The organism is Pseudarthrobacter sp. NCCP-2145 (genome assembly GCF_023708005.1).
Taxonomy (GTDB): Bacteria; Actinomycetota; Actinomycetes; order Actinomycetales; family Micrococcaceae; genus Arthrobacter; species Arthrobacter oxydans.
The window spans coordinates 55,867-77,411 of sequence record NZ_BRCG01000008.1 but is presented as its reverse complement, the minus strand read 5'-3'; the positions used below and the strand labels follow the sequence as shown (position 1 = coordinate 77,411).

Below are 21,545 nucleotides of genomic sequence, written 5' to 3'. Positions count from 1 at the left end.
GGCGCTCAGGCAGGGATCAGGCCTTCGGGCTTGCCTCGGATTCGACCTTCAGTTTCCCGTCGATGATGTCCTTCTTGATCTGCTCAAGCTCGGACTTCAGTTCCGCGGGGACCTGGGAGTCGAGGTCGTGGAACGGTGCCAGCTGGACGCCGTCGTTGGCCAGCGTGCCAACGTACGGGGTGTTGTCGAAGTTGCCTTCCTTGTCATCCTTGACTACGGCCTCCACGGCGTCGCCCATCGTCTTCATGACGGAGGACAGCATGATGTCCTTGTAGTCGGGGGCCGTCAGGTAGCCGTCGGAGTCAACCCAGATCAGCTTGACGTCCTTGCCGGCAGCTTTGGCTTCCTTGAGTGCGGAGCCTGCGCCCTTGCCTACCGGACCTGCTACGGGCATGACAATGTCTGCGCCCTGGTCCAGGAAGTTCTGGGTGAGCTGCTTGCCCACGTCCTGCTTCTCGAAGTCGCCGGTGAAGCTGCCGTCCTGGGCTTCCTTGTTCCAGCCAAGGAGCTTGACGTCCTTGCCCTTCTGCTCGTTGTAGTACTTGACGCCGTCCGCGTAGCCGTCCATGAAGATCGTGACGGTGGGAAGCTTGATGCCGCCGAAGGTGGCAACCGTGCCGGTCTTGGTGGTGCCGGCTGCAAGGTACCCGGCGAGGAACGCGGCCTGGGCGGTGTCGTAGATGATCGGCTTGACGTTGGCGATAGGCGTTTCGTAACCGAAGTCCACAATCGCGAAGTGGCTGTCCGGGTTGGCCTCGGCCTGGGCTTTGGTGGCGTCGCCCAGCAGGAACCCCACCGTGACGGTGAGGTCGCAGCCGGCGCTGACCATGGCGCGCAGGTTCGGCTCGAAGTCGTTGTTGGTTTTGGACTCGACCTGGTTGACCTTGATCCCCAGGTCGGTCTCGGCCTTCTTCAGCCCCTCATAGGAGGACTGGTTGAAGGACTGGTCATCGAACCCGCCGGAGTCGGAGACGATGCAGCCGGTGTAGTCGCTGGCTTCGGCCGTCGAGGAGCTTCCGGCTTCGGGTGCTGCGCCGCAGGCGGTCAACAGAAGCGCCGAAGCACCGAGGGTAGCCACGCCGGCCATTGAACCCCGCTTGAAACTTGCACGCAGTGAGTTCTTCAATTTTCCTCCAGGATGAAGAGAGAGGCGCTACGGCTCGAATTCAATGAGTGTCCGTTTCTGCACTGAAATTCTGTTTTCACTGAGGGCACGCAGCACTGCGCCGGAGCGCACTGATGGCACCAACATTAGTGGCCTGCGCCACGTGCCCGTAGCACGGCGGCAGGGTATCCCGAAGATTGTTTACAAGTTGTTACCAACGAGTAGGGGCGCCGCGGGGATGCGGCACCCCTCCTGGTTGGGCGGGGGCGGTCCGCCTTAGAGCCGGACCAGCATTTTTCCGGTGTTGGCGCCGTCGAGGAGGTCCATGAAGGCCTGCGGAGCGTTGTCCAAGCCCTCAACGATGGTCTCGTCGTAGCGGACAGTGCCGTCGGCCAGCCAGCCCGCCATTTTCCCGGCGAACTCCGCGGCGTGCTGCCGCTGGCCGCCCACCAGGAAACCCCTGAGGGTCAGCTGCTTGCCGATGGCGAGCATCAGGTTGCGGGGCGCCGGGGTCGGCTCGGTGGAGTTGTACTGGGCGATGGCGCCGCACATGGCCACGCGTCCGCCCACGTTGAGGACGGCCAGGGCGGCTTCAAGGTGCTCCCCTCCCACGTTGTCGAAGTACACGTCGATACCGCCGGGGCCCGCAGCCTTTTCCAGCTGCTCCCGCACCGGCCCGTCGTGGTAATCGAAGGCGGCATCAAAGCCGAGCTCCAGCAGTCGGGCCACCTTGGCGGGCGAGCCCGCCGAGCCAATAACGCGTGAAGCACCCATTGCCTTGGCAATCTGGCCCACCAGCGAGCCCACGGCTCCTGCCGCACCGGAGACGAATACCGCATCTCCCGGAGCGAACTCCGCAACTTTCAGCAGCCCTGTATAAGCCGTGAGTCCGGTCATCCCCAGGGCCCCGAGGAACGCGGGCGCCGGTGCCAGCCCGGTGTCGGCCTTGGTGGCCGCGTTCCCCTCAACCACCGCGTACTCCCGCCAGCCGAGGGAATGCACGACGACGTCCCCCTCCTTGTGCTGTCCGGAACGGGACGCCAGCACCTCGCCCACCGCGCCGCCGTCGAGCGCTTTGTCCAGGGCGAACGGGGCGGAATAGGACTTCACGTCATTCATGCGGCCGCGCATGTAGGGATCCACCGAGATGAACAGGTTGCGGACCAGGATCTGGCCGTCCCCGAGTTCCGGCAGCGGAGACTCGGCCAGCCGGAAGTTCTCCGGAACGGGACGGCCCACGGGCCGGGAGGCCAGCTGGATTTCGCGGGTTACGGATGGGAGGCTCATGCGGCGAACTCCAGGATTTTGATGTCTACGGAAATGTTGCCCCGGGTGGCGTTGGAGTACGGGCAGACCTGGTGGGCTTTGGCGACCAGCGCTTCCGCGGTGGCCAGGTCCAGGGCCGGCAGCGCAATCTCCAGCTCCGCGGCAAGCCCGAAGCCGGCGCCGTCCAGCTGGCCCAGGTGGACCTTCGCGGCAACGGCGGAGTCGGTCAGGTCGGCCTGTTCCTTGCGGCCCACCAGCCGGAGGGCGGAGTGGAAGCAGGCGGCGTATCCGGCTGCGAAGAGCTGCTCAGGGTTGGTCCCCTGGCCGCTTCCGCCCAGTTCGACGGGGCTGGACAGGGTGACATCCAGCTTGCCGTCGTTGGTCCGCGCAGTGCCGTCGCGTCCTTCGCCCGAGGCGAGTGCCTCGGCAGTGTAGAGGGTTTTCACGGGTTGTATCCGTCCTGTTGATGGAATGAAAAGTTCCGAAGCCGGTGCCGTCAGTGCGCGTCGTGCAGCGCGGCGGTCAGGCGCCCAAGCGTGTGGCGCAGCTGGTCGAGCTCCTCCGCGGTAAGCCCCGCGGCCTGGGCGAGCCGCTGCGGTATGGCACCGGCATTGCGGCTCAGCTCCCGCCCCGCGGGGGTGAGGTGGATGGCGACGCGGCGCTCATCCTCGCCCGACCGGCGGCGTTCACAGAGCCCCAGGGTCTCCAGCCGCTTCAGCAGCGGCGACAGGGTGCCGGAGTCCAGGCCGAGCTCTTCGCCGATCTCCTTTACGCCGCGGGGTTCGTTTTCCCACAGCACCAGCATGACGAGGTATTGGGGATAGGTGAGGCCCAGCTCCTCGAGGACCGGGCGGTACACCGCGGTGGCGGCCCGGGAAGCGGAGTAGAGCGCAAAGCAGACCTGGTGGTCCAGCCTGGGTGCATCGGTCATGAAGAAAACGATAGTACACAAGTAAGTTGTGCACAACTTAGGTGAAGGACGCGAACAGTCTGGTGTGAGGTGAAAGCCCGACGACGGCGGGCGGCGCGGGCCTACCCGTGGCGGATGGTGCGCAACGCCGCGGCGGTCAGGACCCGGATCCCCAGGCCTAGAGCCTGCTCGTCCACGATGTAGTCACCGCGGTGCAGGTCATACTCCTCGCCGCCGGGCGTCTTGGTGCCCAGCCGCATCATGGCGCCGGGAAGTTCGGCGAGGAACCACGCGAAGTCCTCCCCGCCCATGGACTGCGGAGTCAGGACCACGGCGCTTTCACCGATTTCGGCACGGGCGGCCGCTTCGATGATGGCTGTTTCATGCTCGGAGTTGACCACCGGGGGGACTCCCCTGGTGTGCTCGAGCCGGACGTCCACGCCGTAGGGTGCCGCAACCTGGTGGACCACCTCGTCCAGGAGTTCGCCGGCCTCGTGCCAGGCGTCGCGGTCCAGGCAGCGCATGGTTCCCGCCATGTAGCCGGTGCCGGGAATTGCGTTGGGTGCGGATCCCGCTGAGATCTGGCCCCACACCACGGAGACCCCGCTGCGGACATCCACCCGGCGCGAGAGAACGGCGGGCACGTTGACCGCAATCTGCGCCAGCGCGAACACCAGTTCTTCGGTCAGGTGCGGGCGGGAGGTGTGTCCGCCGCGCCCCGACAGTTCGATGCGGATGGTGTCGGAGGCTGAGGTGATGGCGCCGATGCGGGTACCGATCTTGCCCACTTCGATCCGCGGGTCGCAGTGCAGTGCCAGGATCCGCGGAACGCCCTCCAGCACCCCCTGCTCGATGCAGGCGTGCGCGCCGCCGGGCATGGTTTCCTCGGCGGGCTGGAAGATGATACGGACGGTGGCACCCAACGGCTCTTCCTGGTGCATCCGGTGCAGCACCAGGGCGATGCCCAGCATGGTGGTGGTGTGGACGTCATGGCCGCAGGCGTGCGTGACGCCATGGTTCTTCGAGGCGAACGGCAGGCCTGTTTCCTCGATGATGGGCAGGGCGTCAATGTCACCGCGAAGAGCCGTGGCGATGGGCCCCTCCCCCACGTCGACCGTGAGGCCGGTTCCCTCCAGGCGGCGGGGCGTGAGTCCCGCGGCTTCGAGCCGCTCGGCCAGTTTGTCCGTGGTGCGGAACTCCTTGAAGGACAGTTCCGGATGCGCGTGCAGGTCCCGCCGAAAGTCGATCAGTTCCGGGAGGAGGGGCTCGAGCCACGGAGCCACCAGGTCGGTGGGCTCGGCTTCGGTAGTGTAGTTGCGCACTGTTTCACTCTAGCGAGGGTCAGCTGATTACCGGCCATCACGGTCGCAGGATTACATCAAAGGACGTCGGTGTCTCCGCTGGCCTTGAGGGCGTCCACGGCAGCCTTCACCCGCTGGGAGTTTGCCATGGTGGTCACCAGGAGCGCGTCCGGCGTGTCAACGATGACGACGTCCTGGATGCCGATCAGGGCAATGACGCGCTTGGTGTCCGTAACGACCACACCGCTGGAGTTCTCCGTGAAGACGCGTGCGCCTTCACCCAGCACCGTGACGTCATCCACTTCCTTGGCACTGTTGAGCCGGCCCACGGAGGCGAAGTCCCCGACGTCGTCCCAGCGGAAGGATCCGGGCACGACGGCGACGTCCCCGGCTTCGGCGGCAGGCTCGGCAACCGCGTAGTCGATGGCGATCTTGGGCAGGGTGGGCCACACCCGGGCGGTGACCTCGTCACGGGCGGGGGTGTCCCAGGCCTGGGCGATTTCCTGCAGGCCCCGGAACAGTTCGGGCTGGTTGGCTTCAAGGTGCTTGAGCAGCAGCGCCACCGGCGCCACGAACATCCCGGCGTTCCACACGTAGTTGCCGCTGTCCACGTACTGCTGGGCGACTTCCTCGTCCGGCTTTTCCACGAACTCCACCACGTCAAGGGCGCTGGGCGCGCCCTCGATGTGCAGTTCCTGGCCGGAACGGATGTAGCCGAACCCGGTGGAGGGGTGGGTGGGCTTGATGCCGATGGTCACGATCTTGCCGGCGGCGGCCGTGTGGATGGCCTCGCGGACGGCCTGCTGGAAGAGGTTGTCCGGGCTGATCACCTGGTCGGCAGCGAACGAACCCATGATGGTATCCGGGTCGCGTTCGTGCAGGATGGCCGCGGCAAGGCCGATCGCGGCCGCGGAGTCCTTCGGCTCGGATTCGAGGACCAGGTCCGAATCCTGGACTTCGGGAAGCTGCCGGCACACGGCGTCCCTGTGGGCCTTTCCGGTTACCACCAGCACCCTGCGTCCGGCCAGCGGCTGCAACCGGTCATAGGTGGCGCGCAGGAGTGTACTGCCCGAGCCGGTGAGGTCGTGAAGGAATTTGGGAGCTGCGGCGCGTGACAGGGGCCAGAGGCGGGTCCCCACGCCGCCGGCCGGGATCACCGCAATGAAGCGGTCAAGGGGTGATGCCGGGCTTGTCACTTTGTCTGTACTCATCACCGCCTACTTTAGCGGAACCCCGGCGCGCCGCCTTCGGAGCCGGTTTCCGCCGCCACAATCGCGCGAATGCCGGCAGCCGGCAGTCCCGCACGGAGGACCGGCCTGCGGGCAGTGTGTCCTTTGTCTCATAATTTTGGAAGATCCGCGCCACTGCTGGTCACCAAGGAGCTCCTAAATTGAATAAGCTGTTAGCGGAGCCTAGATTTAGGCCTGAGCTACGAGTGCTCTCGCAGCAGGCGTTCCCCCCGCGTGGATCTCATGCCAGCGCCGCTGTGTTGCAGGGAGGTTTATCAGTGCCGACAAAACCAGCTGGCACCTTGTACCGCGGCCGTGAAGGCATGTGGTCTTGGGTAGGACACCGCATTACCGGTGTAGTGATCTTTTTCTTCTTGTTGGTCCACGTTTTGGACACCTCCTTGGTGCGTGTGTCTCCCGAGGCCTACACCGCCGTGATCGGTGCGTACAAGAACCCCCTTATGGCCCTGGGCGAGACCGGCCTTGTTGCCGCCATTGTTTTCCACGCGTTCAACGGCCTGCGCATCATCGCGGTTGACTTCTGGAAGAAGGGTGCCAAGTACCAGCGGCAGATGCTCTGGGCAGTCCTGGGCCTCTGGCTGGTCACCATGGTCGCCTTCTCCATCCGCCACCTGTCGCTCGCCCTGGGAGGTCACTAAGCCATGAGTGCAACCATCGAAAGCCCACGCAGTGGGCGGATCGCACCCCAGTACCGCCGCCACGGTGGCAGCAAGGGCAACTTCGAGATGATCGCATGGCTCTTCATGCGGCTCTCCGGCGTGGTCCTGGTGGTGCTCATCTTCGGGCACCTCTTCGTGAACCTCATGGTGGGTGAAGGCATCCACGCCATCGACTTCGGCTTCGTGGCCGGCAAGTGGGCCGACCCGTTCTGGCAGTTCTGGGACCTTGCAATGCTGTGGCTGGCCATGCTCCATGGAACCAACGGCGTGCGCACCATCATCAACGACTACGCCGAAAAGGACTCAACCCGCCGCTGGCTGAAGACGGTCCTTTACTCGGCCACCGTCGTCATCATCGTCCTGGGCACCCTGGTGATCTTCACCTTCGATCCCTGCCCCGTAGTCGACGGCGTGCCCCTGCCTGGCGGCTTCTGCCCTGCCTAGCACCGGCACCACCCCGGGCCCGCGGGAATCTCCGCGGGCCCTGTTTTGCGGAGCAGGCAACGCCCGCCCGTTGTTTTATAGCGAATTTTGAGAGAAAGAGCGTCTGGTATGCAGGTCCATAAGTACGACGTCGTCATCGTCGGTGCCGGTGGCGCTGGCATGCGCGCAGCGATCGAATCCGGTCAGCGCGCGCGCACAGCAGTACTGACCAAGCTCTACCCCACCCGCTCGCACACAGGTGCCGCGCAGGGTGGCATGTGTGCAGCACTCGCCAACGTCGAGGAAGACAACTGGGAGTGGCACACGTTCGACACCGTCAAGGGCGGTGACTACCTGGTTGACCAGGACGCCGCGGAGGTCATGGCGAAGGAAGCCATCGACGCCGTCCTGGACCTGGAAAAGATGGGCCTGCCGTTCAACCGCACGCCCGAAGGCCGGATTGACCAGCGCCGCTTCGGCGGGCACACCCGCGACCACGGCAAGGCCCCCGTGCGCCGTGCCTGCTACGCAGCGGACCGCACCGGCCACATGATCCTGCAGACCCTGTACCAGAACTGCGTCAAGCACAACGTCGAGTTTTACAACGAGTACTACGTCCTGGACCTGCTCACGGTTGAAGAGGATGCTGTCCGCGAGGACGGCACGCCCTACAAGCAGAAGCGTGTTGCCGGCGTCGTGTCCTACGACCTCGCCTCCGGTGAACTGCACGTCTTCCAGGCCAAGTCCGTGGTCTTCGCCTCCGGCGGCGCCGGCAAGGTCTTCAAGACCACCTCCAACGCCCACACCCTCACCGGTGACGGCATGGGCATCGCCTTCCGCCGCGGCATCCCCCTGGAGGACATGGAATTCTTCCAGTTCCACCCGACAGGCCTCGCCGGCCTGGGTATCCTGCTGTCCGAAGCCGCCCGTGGCGAGGGTGCCATCCTCCGCAACTCGGAGGGTGAGCGCTTCATGGAGCGCTATGCCCCCACCATCAAGGACCTTGCGCCCCGCGACATCGTTGCCCGGTCCATGGCCAACGAGGTCCGTGAAGGCCGCGGCTGCGGCCCGAACAAGGACTACGTGCTCCTGGACCTGACGCACCTGGAGCCGGCGCACATCGACGCCAAGCTGCCGGACATCACCGAGTTCGCCCGGACCTATCTCGGCGTCGAGCCCTACACCGAGCCGGTTCCGGTGTTCCCGACCGCCCATTACGCCATGGGCGGCATCCCCACCAACATCACCACCGAGGTCCTGCAGGACAACGACACCGTGGTCCCCGGACTGTATGCCGCCGGCGAGGTGGCCTGCGTTTCGGTGCACGGCTCCAACCGCCTGGGCACCAACTCACTGCTGGACATCAATGTGTTCGGCAAGCGCGCCGGCATCGCGGCGGCCGAGTACGCCAAGACCGCCGACTTCGTGGAACTGCCGGAGAACCCGCTGGCCTACACCACCGAGCTGCTGGACATTGCCCGCAACGGCACCGGCGACGAAAAGGTGGCCGTGATCCGCAAGGAACTCCAGGACACCATGGACGCCAACATGCAGGTGTTCCGCACGGCGGAAACCCTGAACCAGGTCCTGCGCGACATCGCCTCCTTCGAGGAGCGGTACAGGCGGATCAACGTCCAGGACAAGGGCAAGCGCTTCAACCTCGACCTGCTCGAGGCCGTTGAGCTCGGCTTCCTGCTGGAACTGGCCAAGGTGATGACCGTTGCAGCCCTCTACCGTGAGGAATCCCGCGGCGGACACTTCCGCGAGGACTTCCCGGACCGCAACGACGAAAAATTCATGAAGCACTCCATGGCGTACAAGGATGACCACGCGCCGGCAGACGGATCGGCCGAGTCAATCGCCGGCATCCGCCTGGCCACCAAACCGGTCGTCTTTACCCGCTACGAGCCGATGGTGAGGAAGTACTAAGATGTCAGCTGAACTTGCTGAGCCAGCCTCGAAGATCGAACTGCCTGCCGGCGTCGGCGGTGGCGGCGAGATCCCCACGTTCGATGTGCACCTGCGCGTCCGCCGGTACAACCCGGAGGTTTCCGAGGAAGCCACCTGGGACGACTTCCACCTGACCATGTACGGCACGGACCGCGTCCTGGATGCCCTGCACAAGGTCAAGTGGGAAACGGACGGCACCCTCTCCTTCCGCCGCTCCTGCGCCCACGGCGTGTGCGGCTCGGACGCCATGCGCATCAACGGCCGTAACCGCCTTGCCTGCAAGACGCTGCTGAAGGACCTGGACACGTCCAAGCCCATCACCGTTGAGCCCATCAAGGGCCTGCCGGTGGAGAAGGACCTCATTGTGGACATGGAGCCGTTCTTCCAGTCGTTCCGCGAGGTCATGCCCTTCCTGGTCAACAAGGGCCACGAGCCCACCCGGGAGCGCCTGCAGTCCGCCGAGGACCGTGAGCGTTTCGACGACACCACCAAGTGCATCCTCTGCGCCGCGTGCACGTCGTCCTGCCCGGTGTTCTGGACCGACGGCCAGTACTTCGGTCCTGCCGCGATCGTCAACGCCCACCGGTTCATCTTCGATTCACGCGATGATGCCGGCGACATGCGCCTTGAGATCCTCAACGACAAGGAAGGCGTGTGGCGCTGCCGCACCACCTTCAACTGCTCCGAAGCATGCCCGCGCGGCATCCAGGTGACCCAGGCCATCGCCGAGGTCAAGCAGGCAATCCTCTCCCGCAAGATCTGACCACACGGATCCAGCGGACGACGGCGCCCCTCCCCACTCCGGGGATGCGGCGCCGTCGTTGTTTCTTCCCACCCGCCCCCTGACCTCGCAAGCTCGGCCAGGGAACCCGGCGGGCGTGGGCCCACAGCCATTCGTACCAAACGAAAGGGGACGCCGTGTCCCGCTCCGAAAAAGTCACTTTCGAAGGCTCCACCGGCGAAACGCTGTCCGGAATCATCGATGTCCCGGAAGGGCCGGTCAAGGGCTGGGGCGTGTTTTCGCACGGCTTCACGCTCGGCAAGGACAGCCCGTCCGCCTCGCGGATGTGCAAGGCGCTGGCGGACAGCGGCGTGGGCATGCTGAGGTTCGACAACCTGGGCCTGGGCGGCTCCGCCGGTGAATGGTCCGCGGGATCGTTCAGCCACAAGGTGGCGGACACCGTCAAGGCTGCTGAGTTCATGCGCGCGGAGGGGAAGCGGATTTCCCTGCTCGTGGGCCATTCCTTCGGCGGCGCGGCCGTCCTGGCCGCGGCACGGGAGATCCCGGAGCTCGACGCCGTCGCTACCGTCGGCGCCCCCTTCTCGCCCAAGCACGTGGCGCACGTCTTCGACGCAGCCCTGGACAAGATCCTGAGCGAGGGCAGCGCCGAAGTGGACCTTGGCGGGAAACGGGTGGAGATCCGCAAGCACTTCGTGGAAGACCTGGAGAACGCGGACCTGACGGATTGCATCAAGCAGCTGCACAAGCCGCTGATGGTGCTCCACTCCCCCACGGACAACACCGTTGGGATCGAGAATGCCAGCACCATTTTCCAGACAGCCCGCCACCCCAGGAACTTCGTTTCCCTCGAGGGAAGCGACCATCTCCTCACAGGTAAGGGCCAGGCGGCGCGGGCTGCCCGGATCATCGCCGCCTGGGCGGACCAGTACCTCGACGCAGGACAGTAGCTGCCCTGTCCCGGCTGTTGCTGCCGCCTCCTGCCCGGTTCAGGTGCCTACTTGCCGATGGCGGCGTTGCTTTCGCTGATCCACTGCTCTGCGGCCTTACCAGGCGAGAGCCGCTTGAAGAGGACGTCGGTGTTCATGCGGGCAATGATCTCGGAGACTGCGGTTGAACCGGTGGGCCCGATGTAGGTGGGGGCGAAGTCCATCTTGCCGATCTGGTCGATGTACTCAGCCTCCACCTTCCCCTGCGGCGTCAACAGGTCCTGGATGGCGGTGCGCATTCCGGAATTGCTGGGAACTCCACGGTCGCTCTGGATGATCTTGGCGGCGGACTCGTTGTTGACCAGGAAGTCCACCAGCTTGGCCGCGGCGTCGGTGTGCTTGCTGCGGGCCGAGATGGTGTAGAACTGCGATGACTGGAGCCAGATGCCCGCGGTGTGTGTTTCGCCGGGGAGTTTGAGCAGCTTCAGGTCGGCGCCGGAGGCCTTGCTGAGCGCGGAGAGCGAGTTGCTCCAGGTGAGCATCATGCCGGCCTGGCCCATGCCCATGAGGGTCTGTTCGGTGCTGACGTTCAACTTCTCCACCGTCTCGGACGCATTTGGCGCCGCCCCGGATTCGCTCAGTTTCAGGGAGTAGTCGAAGTAGTCCTGGACAGTGTCCACCCCCAGGCCCAGCTTGCCGTCCTGGGTGTAGAGCGATTCGCCGCGCTGGCGGGCAAAGGCATCCAGCGAATCGTGGGTCAGGACGCTGGCTGTTCCGTAGGTCCCCTTGGGGCTCTTGGCCGTAATATCCGCGGCGGTCTGCGCGAAGTCGTCCCAGTCCCACGTGCTGTCATCCGGAAGCGGGACCCCGGCTGCGGCGAAAACAGCAGGATTGACCACAATGGCGAGGGCGTTGGCACCGGTGGAGACCCCGTATTGCGTGCCCTGGACCTGGCCGTTTTCCAGCGCTCCCGGATCCATCGCGGACAGGTCCAATGCCCCACTGACCTTGGACAGATCCAGGAGTGCGCCGCGGTTGGCGTACTCGGCGGGATAGGCACCGCCCATCGTGATGACGTCGGGGGCGTCGTTGGCGGCCACCTGGGTGGCCAGCTTGTCAAAGTAGCCGCTGATGTCCCCGTACTCGGGTTTCACCTTGATGTCCGGGTAGGCGGCCTCGAATTCGGCGATGGCCTTGGTGGTCAGCTGCGCCCGCCCCTCATTGCCCCACCAGGAAAAACGTATCTCAACGGGCCCGTCCTGCGCCTCGTTGGTCGGCGTGCTGGAACACGCCGCGGTGAGGCTCACCAGGCTTACCGCGGCAATGGCTGCAACTGATGTACGGAATTTCCGGAAAAGGCTACGCTCCATTGGGTATGCTTCCTTCTGGCACCAGAAAACGGTTTCGTGAAACGTATCAAGATGCTGCCGAAGCGTCAACGCCAGGAAGACAGGCACCGTGAGTATTTCCAACAGCACCTACCAGCCGGCGTCCCCGACCTCCGGGGTGTCCGCACGCGGGCCCATTGACAGGAAGGAACTCGTCCGGCGCCACAACGTCCGCCAGCAGGCACTCGACCCGCGGAGCCCTGTGTCCGTAGGCAACGGTGAGTTCGCCTTCACGATGGACCTCACCGGCCTCCAGTCGCTTCCGGATTCCTATCCGGTGGGAGCCAGGGATGAACTGCCGCCGGGAACACTCCTTGGCACGCAGGCCCAGTGGGGATGGCACGCCACACCGCCCGCCCAGGCCTATGAACTCTCAGGCTCCACGGTCCTCTACGACTCGCCGCGTGGACCGGTGCCCTACGTGGACATGGCGGGCGGCATCGTCAATGACCGCGAAACCGGCACGTCCCCCGCCGAAACGTGGCTGCGGGCCAACCCGCACCGCCTGGACCTGGGACGGATCGGCTTCAGGCTGGTGGATGCGGGAGGAGACCGTGCCCTTTCCGAAGGGGACGTCGACGACGCCGAGCAGACGCTCGACCTCTGGACGGGGACAGTCACGAGCCGCTTCACGCTGGCCGGCCACCCGGTGACGGTCATGACGGCGTGCCACCCCGAACGCGACGAACTCGGCATCCGTGTAGAGTCCCCGGGCCTCCAGGGCCGCCTGGCCATCACCATCGACTTCCCCTACGGCTCGGAGGCGTGGCACGACGCCGCGGACTGGACCAGCCCGGACTCCCATACCACCACGCTCGGGGACCCGGCCGCCTCCGGCCTGCATGCCGGATCCACCGCCTGGACCGCCCACCGTGAGCTGGATGCTTCCCGCTACCAGGTTGTTATCACCGGACGTGGCCTCACCGTGCTGCAGACCGGGCAGCACCGTCTCCGGATAAGCCCCAACCCGGGCAGCAGTGGGAGCCAGGGCGTGATGGACCTGGCTGTTGCCTTCGTCTCCGCCGGGGAGGGGGACTGCGTGCCCCGCGGTGCAACCGGTGCTGCCTTGGCGGCCGCCAGGCCGGGCGCCGGCACGGCAGCCGGGACCGCCGTCGTGCTTTCCGGCACGGCCCGCCCGGCAGCGGGCAGCAGCGTGGCAGCTGCCTCGGAGGCGTACTGGCCAGGCTTTTGGCTGTCCGGCGGTGCCATCGAGCTTGCCGCGACGGACGACCCCCGGGCGAAGGAGCTGGAACGCAGGATCGTCCTGTCGCAGTACCTGACGGCCATCAACTGCTCCGGGTCCCTGCCTCCCCAGGAAACCGGACTGGTGTGCAATTCCTGGCGCGGGCGCTTCCACCTTGAAATGTACTGGTGGCACGCCGCCCACTTCGCCCACTGGAACCGGGTGGAACACCTGCTCCCGTCGCTGCGCTGGTACTCCACCGTGCTGGAGGGGGCGCGGCAGACCGCCAAGGCGCAGGGTTTCGACGGCGTCCGCTGGCCCAAGCAGGTAGGCCCGGACGGGAGGGAGAGCCCCAGCCCCATCGGCACCTTCCTGGTCTGGCAGCAGCCGCATCCCATCCACCTGGCGGAACTTGCCTACCGTGCCAACCCCAGCCGGGAGGTGCTCGAGGAGTTTGCGGAGATCGTGTTCGAGTCGGCCGCATTCATGGCAAGTTTCGCGCACCGGACGCCGCGGGGCTTTGAGCTGGGTCCGCCCCTGATTCCCGCTCAGGAGAGTTACGGCTCCATCCGGGCGTCCGTCACCAACCCCACCTTCGAACTGGCGTATTGGCAGTGGGCCCTACGGGTTGCAGCGGCCTGGCGGGACCGGTTGGGGCTCGAGCCCGTTGAGGCGTGGCAGGAGGTTGCCGGCCATCTGGTGAAACCACGGGTACTGGACGGCTCCTACGCGGCCATTGACGTGGAGCCCTTTACCATCCGGACGGACCATCCCTCCATGCTGTGCGCACTGGGCGTCCTGCCCGAAACAGACCTGATCGACAAGGAGACCATGCGGGCAACGCTCGCCAGCGTCCTTGCCGACTGGGATTGGGACAGCACCTGGGGTTGGGATTATCCGGTGATGGCCATGACCGCCGCGCGCCTTGAGGACCCGGAGGCCGCCGTCAACGCCCTCCTGCTGGGCGCCGGGAAGAACACGGTGCTGGCCAACGGACACAACCGCCAGACAGATTCCCTGCCGGTGTACCTCCCCGGAAACGGCGGGCTGCTGGCCGCTGCCGCCCTGATGGCAGCCGGCTGGGACGGCGGACCGGAGCGGAATGCCCCCGGATTTCCCGCAGGCTGGACTGTGGCATGGGAAGGACTGGTGGCTGCGCCCTAGCAGCGCCCCAACGTTCCGGCACCAATTCCGGGCGCCAGGGCGCCGGGGCGGCAGGGATCAGCGCTGCCGCGTGCGTCCGTTGCCCCTGCGCCGGGCAGCTGCGGCACGGGCCGGGCTCTGCATCCCGGCCTCCGCCTGTGCCGGCACTTTGCCCGGCTGCACCTGCCGGGCACCCCAGGTTCCCTTCTCGTGGCCCGTGGATGAGGTTCCGTGGTCAGCCTCGCGGACCGCAGACCAGCCCGCGGAAACGAGGTACACCTGGCTCACCAGGTTGAACCAGATCAACAGGCCAATGATGATGGCGAAGGGTGCCAGGAGGGGGTTGCGCCCGGCACCGGCAAGAAGCTCGGTACTGAAGATCTGCAGGACCGTGGTACCCAGCGCAGCCAGGATGGTGCCCTCCAGCAGTGCGCGGCGCGAGATCTTCAAACTCGCTGCGAGCCGGAACATGATGAGCGCGGTAACCCAGTTCAAAACGAGCGGTACGCCGATTTTGATGGAGGTGCTCAGCGGGCCGGCCAGTGCGTCGTCAAGCCGGAGGAAGTCCGCGACCCATCCCGCGGCCGTGCCAAAGATGAGGGACGCGCCGGCACTGATGACCAGTGCCACGCCCAGCAGCAGCAGGGTTCCGGCGTCGCGCAGTTTGAGGAGGATGGGGTTGACCAGTGACGGGGGCAGTTCCATCACGCCGCGGAGACCGTCCCGCAGGCTGGCAATCCACCGCAGCGACGTATAGACGGTTACGGCTGCCGCGATGGCCGCCGTCCAGCCCAGTCCGTCCGGATTCAGCAGGTCCTGGGGATCAACCAATCCCTCATTGCCGTTGACTTTCAGGAGTCCCGGAGCGCTCTGCGCCACGCTGCCGATAATGGTCTCCAGCAGCACGGGCTGTCCCCTCAGGGCCAGCCCGGCGATGGAAAAGCCGGTTGCGAGGAGGCCGGTGATCGAGAAGAACATATTGAACCCGATGCCGGCACTCATCAGCGGGCCGTGCTGGAGGCTGTAGTGCCGGAAGGCACGCATGGGGCGGAGCGCGTTCAGGCGGGCAAGAAGCCACTGGGACATGGCCATCAAGCCGGCCACGGGTCCGCCGCCGGCCCTGCGGGCCCTGTTCCATTCCATCCGTTTCTGGATGACGGCCAGCTTCAGGTGGGCATGGTCAGTGGGAAGCGGCTGCTGTCCCGCCTGCTTCGGCTGTGCCCGGGGCGGAATCCGCGGGTCTGGTGCCGTCGTTGTCAGTTTGGGTCCCAAAGTCCAGCTCTTCCCGTAGCTGCCAGATGCCGTTGGCATCGTGCTCGTAAAGTCCCATGCTAACCACGGGGAAGGTGGCCCTGTAGTTCCTCAGCACCGTTTCGGCCTCATCGAGGTTTTCCGGCGCCACATCGTGTGCGATGGTGACGTGCGGGTGGTACGCAAACGGCAGCTCACGGTGGAGGGGGCCCTGCTGGAGTTTTTCGTGGAGGTCAACGCAGTCCTCGAACCCGTCCTCCACGTTGATGAAGACCACCGGGGAAACGGGCCGGAACGTCCCCGTGCCTGCGATGGTGACCTTGAAAGGGCTCTGATGGCGGGCCACCTCGCGGACATGCTCCAGTGTGCCCTCCCAGTCTCGCGTGGTGGTGGTGGTGACCAGCGTGATGTGGGCCGGCACTACGTCCGCCAGGGGATCGCCGAAGGACGCCCGCCAGCGCTGCAGCTCTTCGGCAATGTCGGCCGGGAACCCCAGGATGACGCCAACGCTGATGTCTTCCGGACGGGACTCGGGGCTGGCTGCCGCAGCACGGTGATCCGCAGGGCCCGCGTGGGAACCGCCGGGAGTCCCCGCCACCCGGTGGGTGGCACGGGCAGCTTCCCTTGCCGCGACTTTGCTGGACGACATGGCGCTAACGGACTCCGGCGAGGCTGAGGGACGGGAGGAAGCCCATGCGCTCATACACCTGCGCGAGGGTGACCGAGGCGATCTCGCGGGCGCGCTCGGCGCCGTGTGCGAGCAGCCTGTCCAGTTCCGCAGGATCGGACATCAGCTCGTTGGTGCGGTTCCGCAGCGGCGTAACGAACTCAACCATCACCTCGGCGAGGTCCACTTTGAGGTGGCCGTACATTTTGCCCTGGTATTCGGCTTCGAGCTCAGGGATGGTTTTGCCCGTCAGGGACGAGTAGATGGTCAGCAGGTTGGAGATGCCCGGCTTTTCGTCAGCGTCGAAGCGGATCTCGGTTCCGGCATCGGTCACTGCCGACTTGATGCGCTTGGCCGCAACCTTCGGGTCCTCCAGAAGCTGGATGGCTCCGTTGGGGGACTCCCCCGTCTTGGACATCTTGGCGCTGGGGTTCTGAAGGTCGTAGATCTTGGCGCTTTCCTTGACGATGGTCGCCTCGGGGACAGTGAACGTGTGGCCAAACCGGGTGTTGAAGCGCTGGGCCAGGTTGCGGGTGAGCTCCAGGTGCTGGCGCTGGTCTTCTCCCACGGGCACCAGGTCGGTCTGGTACAGCAGAATGTCCGCGGCCATCAGGGTGGGGTAGGCGAACAGGCCCAGGGTGGCGGCGTCGGCGCCGGACTTCTGGGTCTTGTCCTTGAACTGGGTCATCCGCGAGGCTTCGCCGAATCCGGTGATGCAGTTCAGCGCCCAGGCGAGCTGCGCGTGCTCCGGCACATGGGACTGGACAAAGAAGATGCTCTTGTCCGGGTCGATGCCCGCGGCGATGTACTGGGCGGCCACAATCCGGGTGCGCTTGGCCAGCTCAGCGGGATCGAAATCCACCGTGATGGCGTGCAGGTCCGGAATGAAGAAGACGGCGTCGTACTCCGCCTGCATGTCAACCCAGTTCCGGACGGCGCCGATGTAGTTGCCCAGGTGCAGGGAGTCGGCTGTGGGCTTGGCGCCGGAGAGGATGCGCTTCTTGGTTGCCGGGGAGATCTGGCTAGTCATGGGAGGGGAAACCTTCGGGGCTCAGAGCTGGTAGTCCACTACCAGCGGGGCATGGTCGGAGAAGCGGGTGTCCCACGAGGGTGCCCGGTCAACAACGGCGGAGATGGCGGCCGCCGCCAGGGCCGGGGTGGCCAGGTGGTAATCGATGCGCCAGCCGGTGTCGTTGTCGAACGCCTTACCGCGCTGGGACCACCACGTGTAGGGACCGTCCACGTGGCCGGCCAGGTTGCGGTGGACGTCCTGCCAGCCGATCTCCTCGCCGAAGAACCGGTCAAAATAGGCGCGTTCCTCCGGCAGGTGGCCCGCCTTCTTGAGGTTGGCCTTCGAGTTGCGGATGTCCAGCGGGGTGTGGGCCACGTTGAGGTCACCCACCACCAGGGCGTGGTCGCTGTGCTTGGCCAGTTCCGGCAGCCGCGTGGTCATGACATCCAGGAACCTGAACTTGTCATCCTGCTTGGGCGTGCCCACTTCACCGGAGTGGACATAGGCACTCGCAACAGTGAGCTGGACGGGGTGGCCGGCGGCATCGGCGAAACGGAAATCCGCTTCCACCCAGCGTCCGGCCGTGGCAAAGTAATCGTCGCCAATGCCGTTACGGGTTGCCAGGGGTTCGTCCCGGGAAGCGATTGCGACGCCGGCGCGGCCTTTGGCCTCAGCCTCGGCGTGCAGGATGTGCCACCCTTCGCCCAGCAGCTGCCGGACGATTGCGTCAGGGGCGCGGACTTCCTGCAGGCAGAGGATGTCCACTCCGCGCGGCTCCAGCCACGCCGCCATTCCGTTTTTGTAGGCAGCCCGGAGGCCGTTGACATTAACGGACGCGATGCGAAGGTGGTCCTTCTTCAATGCCGAGATCACCCGCTCCACTCTAGTCGATGATGGTTCCGGTGACCGGCTCTCCACTGCCGCCCGAGGACTTGATCATGTCGCGTGCATTGGTGGCCGTGATCTCAATGGTTTCCAGGGCCCGGTTGATGGTGTCCTGGTTGGCAGCGGCGCCCTTGGCGCGCTCCTCTTCCACCACGCGGATCTGCACCTGGACGATCTTGAACGAGTGGTCCAGCTTCAGGTCACGGACCTCGTCCGCCTGGCTGCGCTCGGCAACCACCCGGGTTCCGCCCTGGTCGGCCGAGGCGTACGGACCGCGCCCTGCAGCGGTGCTGAAGGCGTTCTGGGCTTCCGTCAGCTTGGCTCCTGCCTTCTTGGCGGCCTTCTGGATGCTGAAGACAACAAAGCAGGCGAGCGCCAGCCAGAAGGCGGCGATGATGGCAACAACCCAGCCCACGACGTCGTTTTGGTTGGCCGCGAAGATGACGGCCACAACGAAGGCGGTGACGAGGACCATCAGTCCCGGCCCGCTGATGCGGAACATGGAGAATCCGCCCCTGGCGGGTTTGGAGGATGACTTGGAACTGCCCAGAGATTGCATGCACCCATTCTCTCAAATGCCGGAGTATGCTCCCGCCGCCTTCCACCCGCGGCGAACAGACCCAACTAGGTAGCAGCAGATGTCCTTTAGATCCCTCTAAACGACATCTGCTGCTACCTAGTTGGGCTACTTAAGGAAAAGCTGCCGCAGCCGGAGAGTCGTGAGCAGCATACCGGCGGCGGTCATCACCAGGTAGTAGCCGATGTGGACGGGGGTGGCAGCGGTGAAGGCGCCCACGCTGATCTGGCGCAGCAGTTCGACGCCGTGCCAGAGCGGCATGGCCTGGATCAGCCACTGGATGGGCTGCGGGTAGACGCTCAGCGGGTAGAAGGTGGCGCTGAACAGGAACATGGGCAGCATCACGAAGTTGACCCAGTCCATCTGCTGGAAGGTCTTCAGGAAACTGGTGATCCCCATCCCGATGCTCGCGAACCCGAAGGCGATCAGCACGGAGGCAGGCACCATCAGGAGCGCCCAGGGTGTGGTGATCAATCCCATGACCCCCATCACCGCCGTGAAACCCATGGCGTAGAGCAGGCCGCGCAGGAGCGCCAGGAAGATCTCCCCGAGGGCAACGTCCAGCGGCCCCAGCGAGGTGTACAGCATGCCTTGGTACAGCTTCGCGAAGTTCATTTTGAAGAACACGTTCCAGGTGGAGTCGTAGACCGCGCCGTTCATCGCCGAGACTGCCAGCAGGGCCGGGGCAATGTATGCGGCGTAGCTGATCTCCCCGCCGCCTGGGCCCTGGACGGAGCCTACGATTGCGCCGAGCCCCACCCCCATGGAGATGAGGAACAGGACCGGCTCGAAGAACCCGGAGAGCATCACCAGCCAGTTTGTGCTCCGGGTGGCCAGCAGGCCGCGCGAAATGACGGCCCTGGCGTTGCGCGAATACAGCGGCCCGAACGTCCTGCTGCGGGCCTGGTCCGGCGCGCTTTTTACTGGCAGCCCGGCGCTCACTTGCCCATCCTTGCCGCGAACTGCCGCCGGGTCAGGAACCAGCCCAGCACCGCCAGGGCCACGAGCACCACCGCGTGGAGGACGGTGAGCAGCGGCGGCTGCTGGTACCCGTAGCTGAACACCCGTCCCAGTTCGGTGCCATGCCAGATGGGCGAGATCCAGCCCACCCAGCGCACCGCCAGGGGAAGGCTGTCCAGCGGAAAGAAGGTCCCGGAGAACAGGAAGAGCGGCATCACGATAAACCGCATCACCAGCGCAAACTGGCCCTTGTCCTCGGTGATGGAGGCCGAGTACGCCATCAGCGGCAGACCAAAGGAAAGGCCCGCGAGCGTTGCCACCAGGATGTTGGCCCAGCCCCAGCCGCCGGGCGCGGCACCGAAAAGGACAACGGCGGCGAAGTAGACGGCGGACTGCAGCAGGAGGCGCAGGGTCACCGCCATGATGTGGCCCGCCGCGATCTGCTGGGGAGTCAGCGGCGAGGCGTGCGGCCCGTAGTAGGTGCGGCGCCATTTGAACCCGTCCATCACGGGGAACGTGAACTCGTTGGTGGCCGTCATGACGGACGCGGACACCAGCAGCGCCGGGGCCACGAAGGTCACGTAGCCCACTCCCCCGAAGGCCTCCGCGCCCTGCGCGTCTACAAGGGTGGCCAGGCCCACGCCCATGGCAAACAGGTACGCCACCGGGTGGCCCACGCTGTACATGATGATGGACCAGCCGTAGCCCTTCATCACCCGCAGGACCTGCTCGGCGTAGTAGAACGCGCCCCACCGCCGTGCCCGGGCAGCCGCGATGTCCGGGCTGTGGGCCCGCAACGCCTCCCTTGCCGTGCCGTCAGTCAACAAGGCTTCTGCCCGTCAACCGCAGGAACACGTCCTCCAGCGAGGACCTCCGCACCAGCGATGTCAGCGGCCGCAGGCCGCGGGACGCCACCTGCTCAAGGGCGGACTCGCCGTCGTGCGCGTAAATCAGCACCCGGTCCGGGAGGACTTCCAGCCGCTCCCCGATGCCCTGCAGTTCCGAGGCGATGGTGGTGTTCCGCTCGGATCCGAACCGCAGCTCAACCACCTCGCGGGTGGAGTTCTCGCGGATCAGCTGCGCGGGCGATCCCTCAGCCATGATCCTGCCCTTGTCCACCACGATCAGCCGGTCGCAGAGCTGCTCGGCCTCGTCCATGTAGTGGGTCGTCAGGATAAGGGTGACGCCCTGTTCCTTGAGCCGGAACAGGCGGTCCCAGAGGATGTGCCGGGCCTGCGGATCCAGCCCGGTGGTGGGTTCGTCCAGCAAAAGGATCCGTGGTTCGTTGATGAGCGAGCGGGCGATGGTCAGCCGCCGTTTCATGCCGCCGGACAGCGCGTCCACCTTGGACTTCGCCTTGTCCGTCAGCTGGGCGAACTCCAGCAGCTCATCGGCTTTCGGCTTCAGGTAGCTCATGGGCAGGCCGAAGTACCGGCCGTAGACCAGGAGGTTGTCGCGGACCCGGAGTTCCTCGTCCAGGTTGTCCTGCTGCGGCACCACGCCCAGGTGCGCCCGCACCTCGGGCCCGTGCGAGTCGGGGTCGAGGCCCATGATGTGGAGGGCGCCGGAGGTGCGCCGGGTGACTCCGCCGATCATCTTCATGGTGGTGGACTTGCCGGCGCCGTTGGGCCCCAGCAGGCCGAACGACTCCCCCGCGGGGACGCTGAACGAAATGCCGTCCACGGCGGCAACGTCGCCGTAGGTCTTGGTCAGGTTTTCTGCCGTGATGACGGTGGGGCGGGCTTCGGTGGGTGGCTCATCGGCTGGCTGGACGGCGCCGGTTGCGCCGGAGGACATGGTGGCTTTGTTGTGCACTCTCCGCAGACTAGTAGAGCCGGCGGGCAGGTGGAAGGGGACTTCCACTTCTGCGCTCAAGCTTTTCGCTTAAAGGACGACGGCGGTACTGCACCTTTGTCCAACAAGGTGCGGTACCGCCGTCGGGCGATG

The 21,545-nt window shown here is 65.7% G+C and carries 21 protein-coding genes; 6 read left to right on the top strand and 15 right to left on the bottom strand.

The window, feature by feature from the left end:
• Nucleotides 1-16: 16 nt before the first annotated feature.
• The 6 genes from NFU08_RS08945 to NFU08_RS08920 form a co-directional block, all read right to left on the bottom strand.
• Nucleotides 17-1,087: a BMP family protein gene (locus NFU08_RS08945; RefSeq protein WP_174175678.1), complete on the bottom strand. Its 1,071-nt coding sequence runs from the start codon at nucleotides 1,085-1,087 to the stop codon at nucleotides 17-19.
• A gap of 294 nt (nucleotides 1,088-1,381) precedes the next feature.
• Entirely contained in the window at nucleotides 1,382-2,392 is a 1,011-nt protein-coding gene (locus NFU08_RS08940) for an NADP-dependent oxidoreductase (protein ID WP_174175470.1), read from the bottom strand.
• A complete protein-coding gene (locus NFU08_RS08935; RefSeq protein WP_174175468.1) occupies nucleotides 2,389-2,817 on the bottom strand; it encodes an organic hydroperoxide resistance protein in 429 nt (142 codons plus the stop codon). Before NFU08_RS08935 ends, NFU08_RS08940 begins: the two co-directional genes overlap by 4 nt.
• A 50-nt stretch (nucleotides 2,818-2,867) precedes the next feature.
• A complete protein-coding gene (locus NFU08_RS08930) occupies nucleotides 2,868-3,302 on the bottom strand; it encodes a MarR family winged helix-turn-helix transcriptional regulator (protein WP_251422366.1) in 435 nt (144 codons plus the stop codon).
• A gap of 101 nt (nucleotides 3,303-3,403) precedes the next feature.
• Nucleotides 3,404-4,603, bottom strand: coding sequence for an amidohydrolase (locus NFU08_RS08925; protein WP_174175466.1), 1,200 nt, complete (start codon nucleotides 4,601-4,603; stop codon nucleotides 3,404-3,406).
• A 56-nt stretch (nucleotides 4,604-4,659) separates the two neighbouring features.
• Nucleotides 4,660-5,793: a mannose-1-phosphate guanylyltransferase gene (locus NFU08_RS08920; protein WP_174175464.1), complete on the bottom strand. Its 1,134-nt coding sequence runs from the start codon at nucleotides 5,791-5,793 to the stop codon at nucleotides 4,660-4,662.
• Nucleotides 5,794-6,089: 296 nt separating this feature from the next.
• On the opposite strand from NFU08_RS08920, the gene sdhC reads away from it, so the two are divergent.
• The 5 genes from sdhC (at nucleotide 6,090) to NFU08_RS08895 (ending at nucleotide 10,553) form a co-directional block, all read left to right on the top strand.
• Entirely contained in the window at nucleotides 6,090-6,470 is a 381-nt protein-coding gene (gene sdhC / locus NFU08_RS08915; RefSeq protein WP_074446982.1) for a succinate dehydrogenase, cytochrome b556 subunit, read from the top strand.
• 3 nt (nucleotides 6,471-6,473) lie between these two features.
• Nucleotides 6,474-6,935, top strand: a complete 462-nt coding sequence (locus NFU08_RS08910; protein ID WP_174175462.1) for a succinate dehydrogenase hydrophobic membrane anchor subunit — start codon at nucleotides 6,474-6,476, stop codon at nucleotides 6,933-6,935.
• A 108-nt stretch (nucleotides 6,936-7,043) separates the two neighbouring features.
• Nucleotides 7,044-8,843, top strand: coding sequence for a succinate dehydrogenase flavoprotein subunit (gene sdhA / locus NFU08_RS08905; RefSeq protein ID WP_174175460.1), 1,800 nt, complete (start codon nucleotides 7,044-7,046; stop codon nucleotides 8,841-8,843).
• Nucleotide 8,844: 1 nt separating this feature from the next.
• A complete protein-coding gene (locus tag NFU08_RS08900) occupies nucleotides 8,845-9,627 on the top strand; it encodes a succinate dehydrogenase iron-sulfur subunit (protein WP_066274343.1) in 783 nt (260 codons plus the stop codon).
• Between the two features lie 155 nt (nucleotides 9,628-9,782).
• On the top strand, nucleotides 9,783-10,553 hold the full coding sequence (locus NFU08_RS08895; protein WP_174175458.1) for a S9 family peptidase: 771 nt from the start codon (nucleotides 9,783-9,785) through the stop codon (nucleotides 10,551-10,553).
• A 47-nt stretch (nucleotides 10,554-10,600) separates the two neighbouring features.
• Here the strand turns inward: NFU08_RS08895 and NFU08_RS08890 are convergent, their stop codons facing one another.
• The gene (locus NFU08_RS08890; protein ID WP_251422363.1) at nucleotides 10,601-11,902 is read right to left on the bottom strand and encodes an ABC transporter substrate-binding protein; all 1,302 of its coding nucleotides are present in this window, start codon (nucleotides 11,900-11,902) and stop codon (nucleotides 10,601-10,603) included.
• An 88-nt stretch (nucleotides 11,903-11,990) separates the two neighbouring features.
• On the opposite strand from NFU08_RS08890, the gene NFU08_RS08885 reads away from it, so the two are divergent.
• On the top strand, nucleotides 11,991-14,267 hold the full coding sequence (locus NFU08_RS08885; RefSeq protein WP_397425493.1) for a hypothetical protein: 2,277 nt from the start codon (nucleotides 11,991-11,993) through the stop codon (nucleotides 14,265-14,267).
• A 57-nt stretch (nucleotides 14,268-14,324) separates the two neighbouring features.
• Here NFU08_RS08885 and NFU08_RS08880 read toward each other — a convergent pair whose 3' ends face one another.
• The 8 genes from NFU08_RS08880 to NFU08_RS08845 all read right to left on the bottom strand — a co-directional run bounded on the left by NFU08_RS08880 (nucleotide 14,325) and on the right by NFU08_RS08845 (nucleotide 21,395).
• The gene (locus tag NFU08_RS08880; protein WP_251422360.1) at nucleotides 14,325-15,389 is read right to left on the bottom strand and encodes a YihY/virulence factor BrkB family protein; all 1,065 of its coding nucleotides are present in this window, start codon (nucleotides 15,387-15,389) and stop codon (nucleotides 14,325-14,327) included.
• A 37-nt stretch (nucleotides 15,390-15,426) separates the two neighbouring features.
• A complete protein-coding gene (locus NFU08_RS08875) occupies nucleotides 15,427-16,146 on the bottom strand; it encodes a 2'-5' RNA ligase family protein (RefSeq protein ID WP_251422357.1) in 720 nt (239 codons plus the stop codon).
• A 4-nt stretch (nucleotides 16,147-16,150) separates the two neighbouring features.
• Complete coding sequence (gene trpS / locus NFU08_RS08870) at nucleotides 16,151-17,194, bottom strand: tryptophan--tRNA ligase (RefSeq protein ID WP_251422354.1); 1,044 nt, start codon at nucleotides 17,192-17,194, stop codon at nucleotides 16,151-16,153.
• A gap of 21 nt (nucleotides 17,195-17,215) precedes the next feature.
• A complete protein-coding gene (locus tag NFU08_RS08865) occupies nucleotides 17,216-18,049 on the bottom strand; it encodes an exodeoxyribonuclease III (RefSeq protein WP_174175450.1) in 834 nt (277 codons plus the stop codon).
• A gap of 10 nt (nucleotides 18,050-18,059) precedes the next feature.
• Entirely contained in the window at nucleotides 18,060-18,620 is a 561-nt protein-coding gene (locus NFU08_RS08860; RefSeq protein ID WP_104185417.1) for a hypothetical protein, read from the bottom strand.
• Between the two features lie 126 nt (nucleotides 18,621-18,746).
• The gene (locus NFU08_RS08855) at nucleotides 18,747-19,580 is read right to left on the bottom strand and encodes an ABC transporter permease (protein ID WP_251422351.1); all 834 of its coding nucleotides are present in this window, start codon (nucleotides 19,578-19,580) and stop codon (nucleotides 18,747-18,749) included.
• Nucleotides 19,577-20,422 (bottom strand): ABC transporter permease, encoded by an 846-nt coding sequence (locus tag NFU08_RS08850; protein WP_251422348.1) that lies wholly within the window; start codon nucleotides 20,420-20,422, stop codon nucleotides 19,577-19,579. Before NFU08_RS08850 ends, NFU08_RS08855 begins: the two co-directional genes overlap by 4 nt.
• Nucleotides 20,415-21,395, bottom strand: a complete 981-nt coding sequence (locus NFU08_RS08845) for an ABC transporter ATP-binding protein (protein ID WP_251422521.1) — start codon at nucleotides 21,393-21,395, stop codon at nucleotides 20,415-20,417. Before NFU08_RS08845 ends, NFU08_RS08850 begins: the two co-directional genes overlap by 8 nt.
• Nucleotides 21,396-21,545: the final 150 nt, after the last annotated feature.

Excerpts from the sequence above, each read along its gene's own strand:
- NFU08_RS08945 (WP_174175678.1), bottom strand. The coding sequence starts at position 1,087 with ATGGCCGGCGTGGCTACCCTCGGTGCTTCGGCGCTTCTGTTGACCGCC.
- NFU08_RS08940 (WP_174175470.1), bottom strand. The coding sequence starts at position 2,392 with ATGAGCCTCCCATCCGTAACCCGCGAAATCCAGCTGGCCTCCCGGCCC.
- NFU08_RS08930 (WP_251422366.1), bottom strand. The coding sequence starts at position 3,302 with ATGACCGATGCACCCAGGCTGGACCACCAGGTCTGCTTTGCGCTCTAC.
- NFU08_RS08920 (WP_174175464.1), bottom strand. The coding sequence starts at position 5,793 with ATGAGTACAGACAAAGTGACAAGCCCGGCATCACCCCTTGACCGCTTC.
- NFU08_RS08910 (WP_174175462.1), top strand. The coding sequence starts at position 6,474 with ATGAGTGCAACCATCGAAAGCCCACGCAGTGGGCGGATCGCACCCCAG.
- sdhA (WP_174175460.1), top strand. The coding sequence starts at position 7,044 with ATGCAGGTCCATAAGTACGACGTCGTCATCGTCGGTGCCGGTGGCGCT.
- NFU08_RS08900 (WP_066274343.1), top strand. The coding sequence starts at position 8,845 with ATGTCAGCTGAACTTGCTGAGCCAGCCTCGAAGATCGAACTGCCTGCC.
- NFU08_RS08890 (WP_251422363.1), bottom strand. The coding sequence starts at position 11,902 with ATGGAGCGTAGCCTTTTCCGGAAATTCCGTACATCAGTTGCAGCCATT.
- NFU08_RS08880 (WP_251422360.1), bottom strand. The coding sequence starts at position 15,389 with ATGGAATGGAACAGGGCCCGCAGGGCCGGCGGCGGACCCGTGGCCGGC.
- NFU08_RS08875 (WP_251422357.1), bottom strand. The coding sequence starts at position 16,146 with ATGTCGTCCAGCAAAGTCGCGGCAAGGGAAGCTGCCCGTGCCACCCAC.
- trpS (WP_251422354.1), bottom strand. The coding sequence starts at position 17,194 with ATGACTAGCCAGATCTCCCCGGCAACCAAGAAGCGCATCCTCTCCGGC.
- NFU08_RS08860 (WP_104185417.1), bottom strand. The coding sequence starts at position 18,620 with ATGCAATCTCTGGGCAGTTCCAAGTCATCCTCCAAACCCGCCAGGGGC.
- NFU08_RS08845 (WP_251422521.1), bottom strand. The coding sequence starts at position 21,395 with ATGTCCTCCGGCGCAACCGGCGCCGTCCAGCCAGCCGATGAGCCACCC.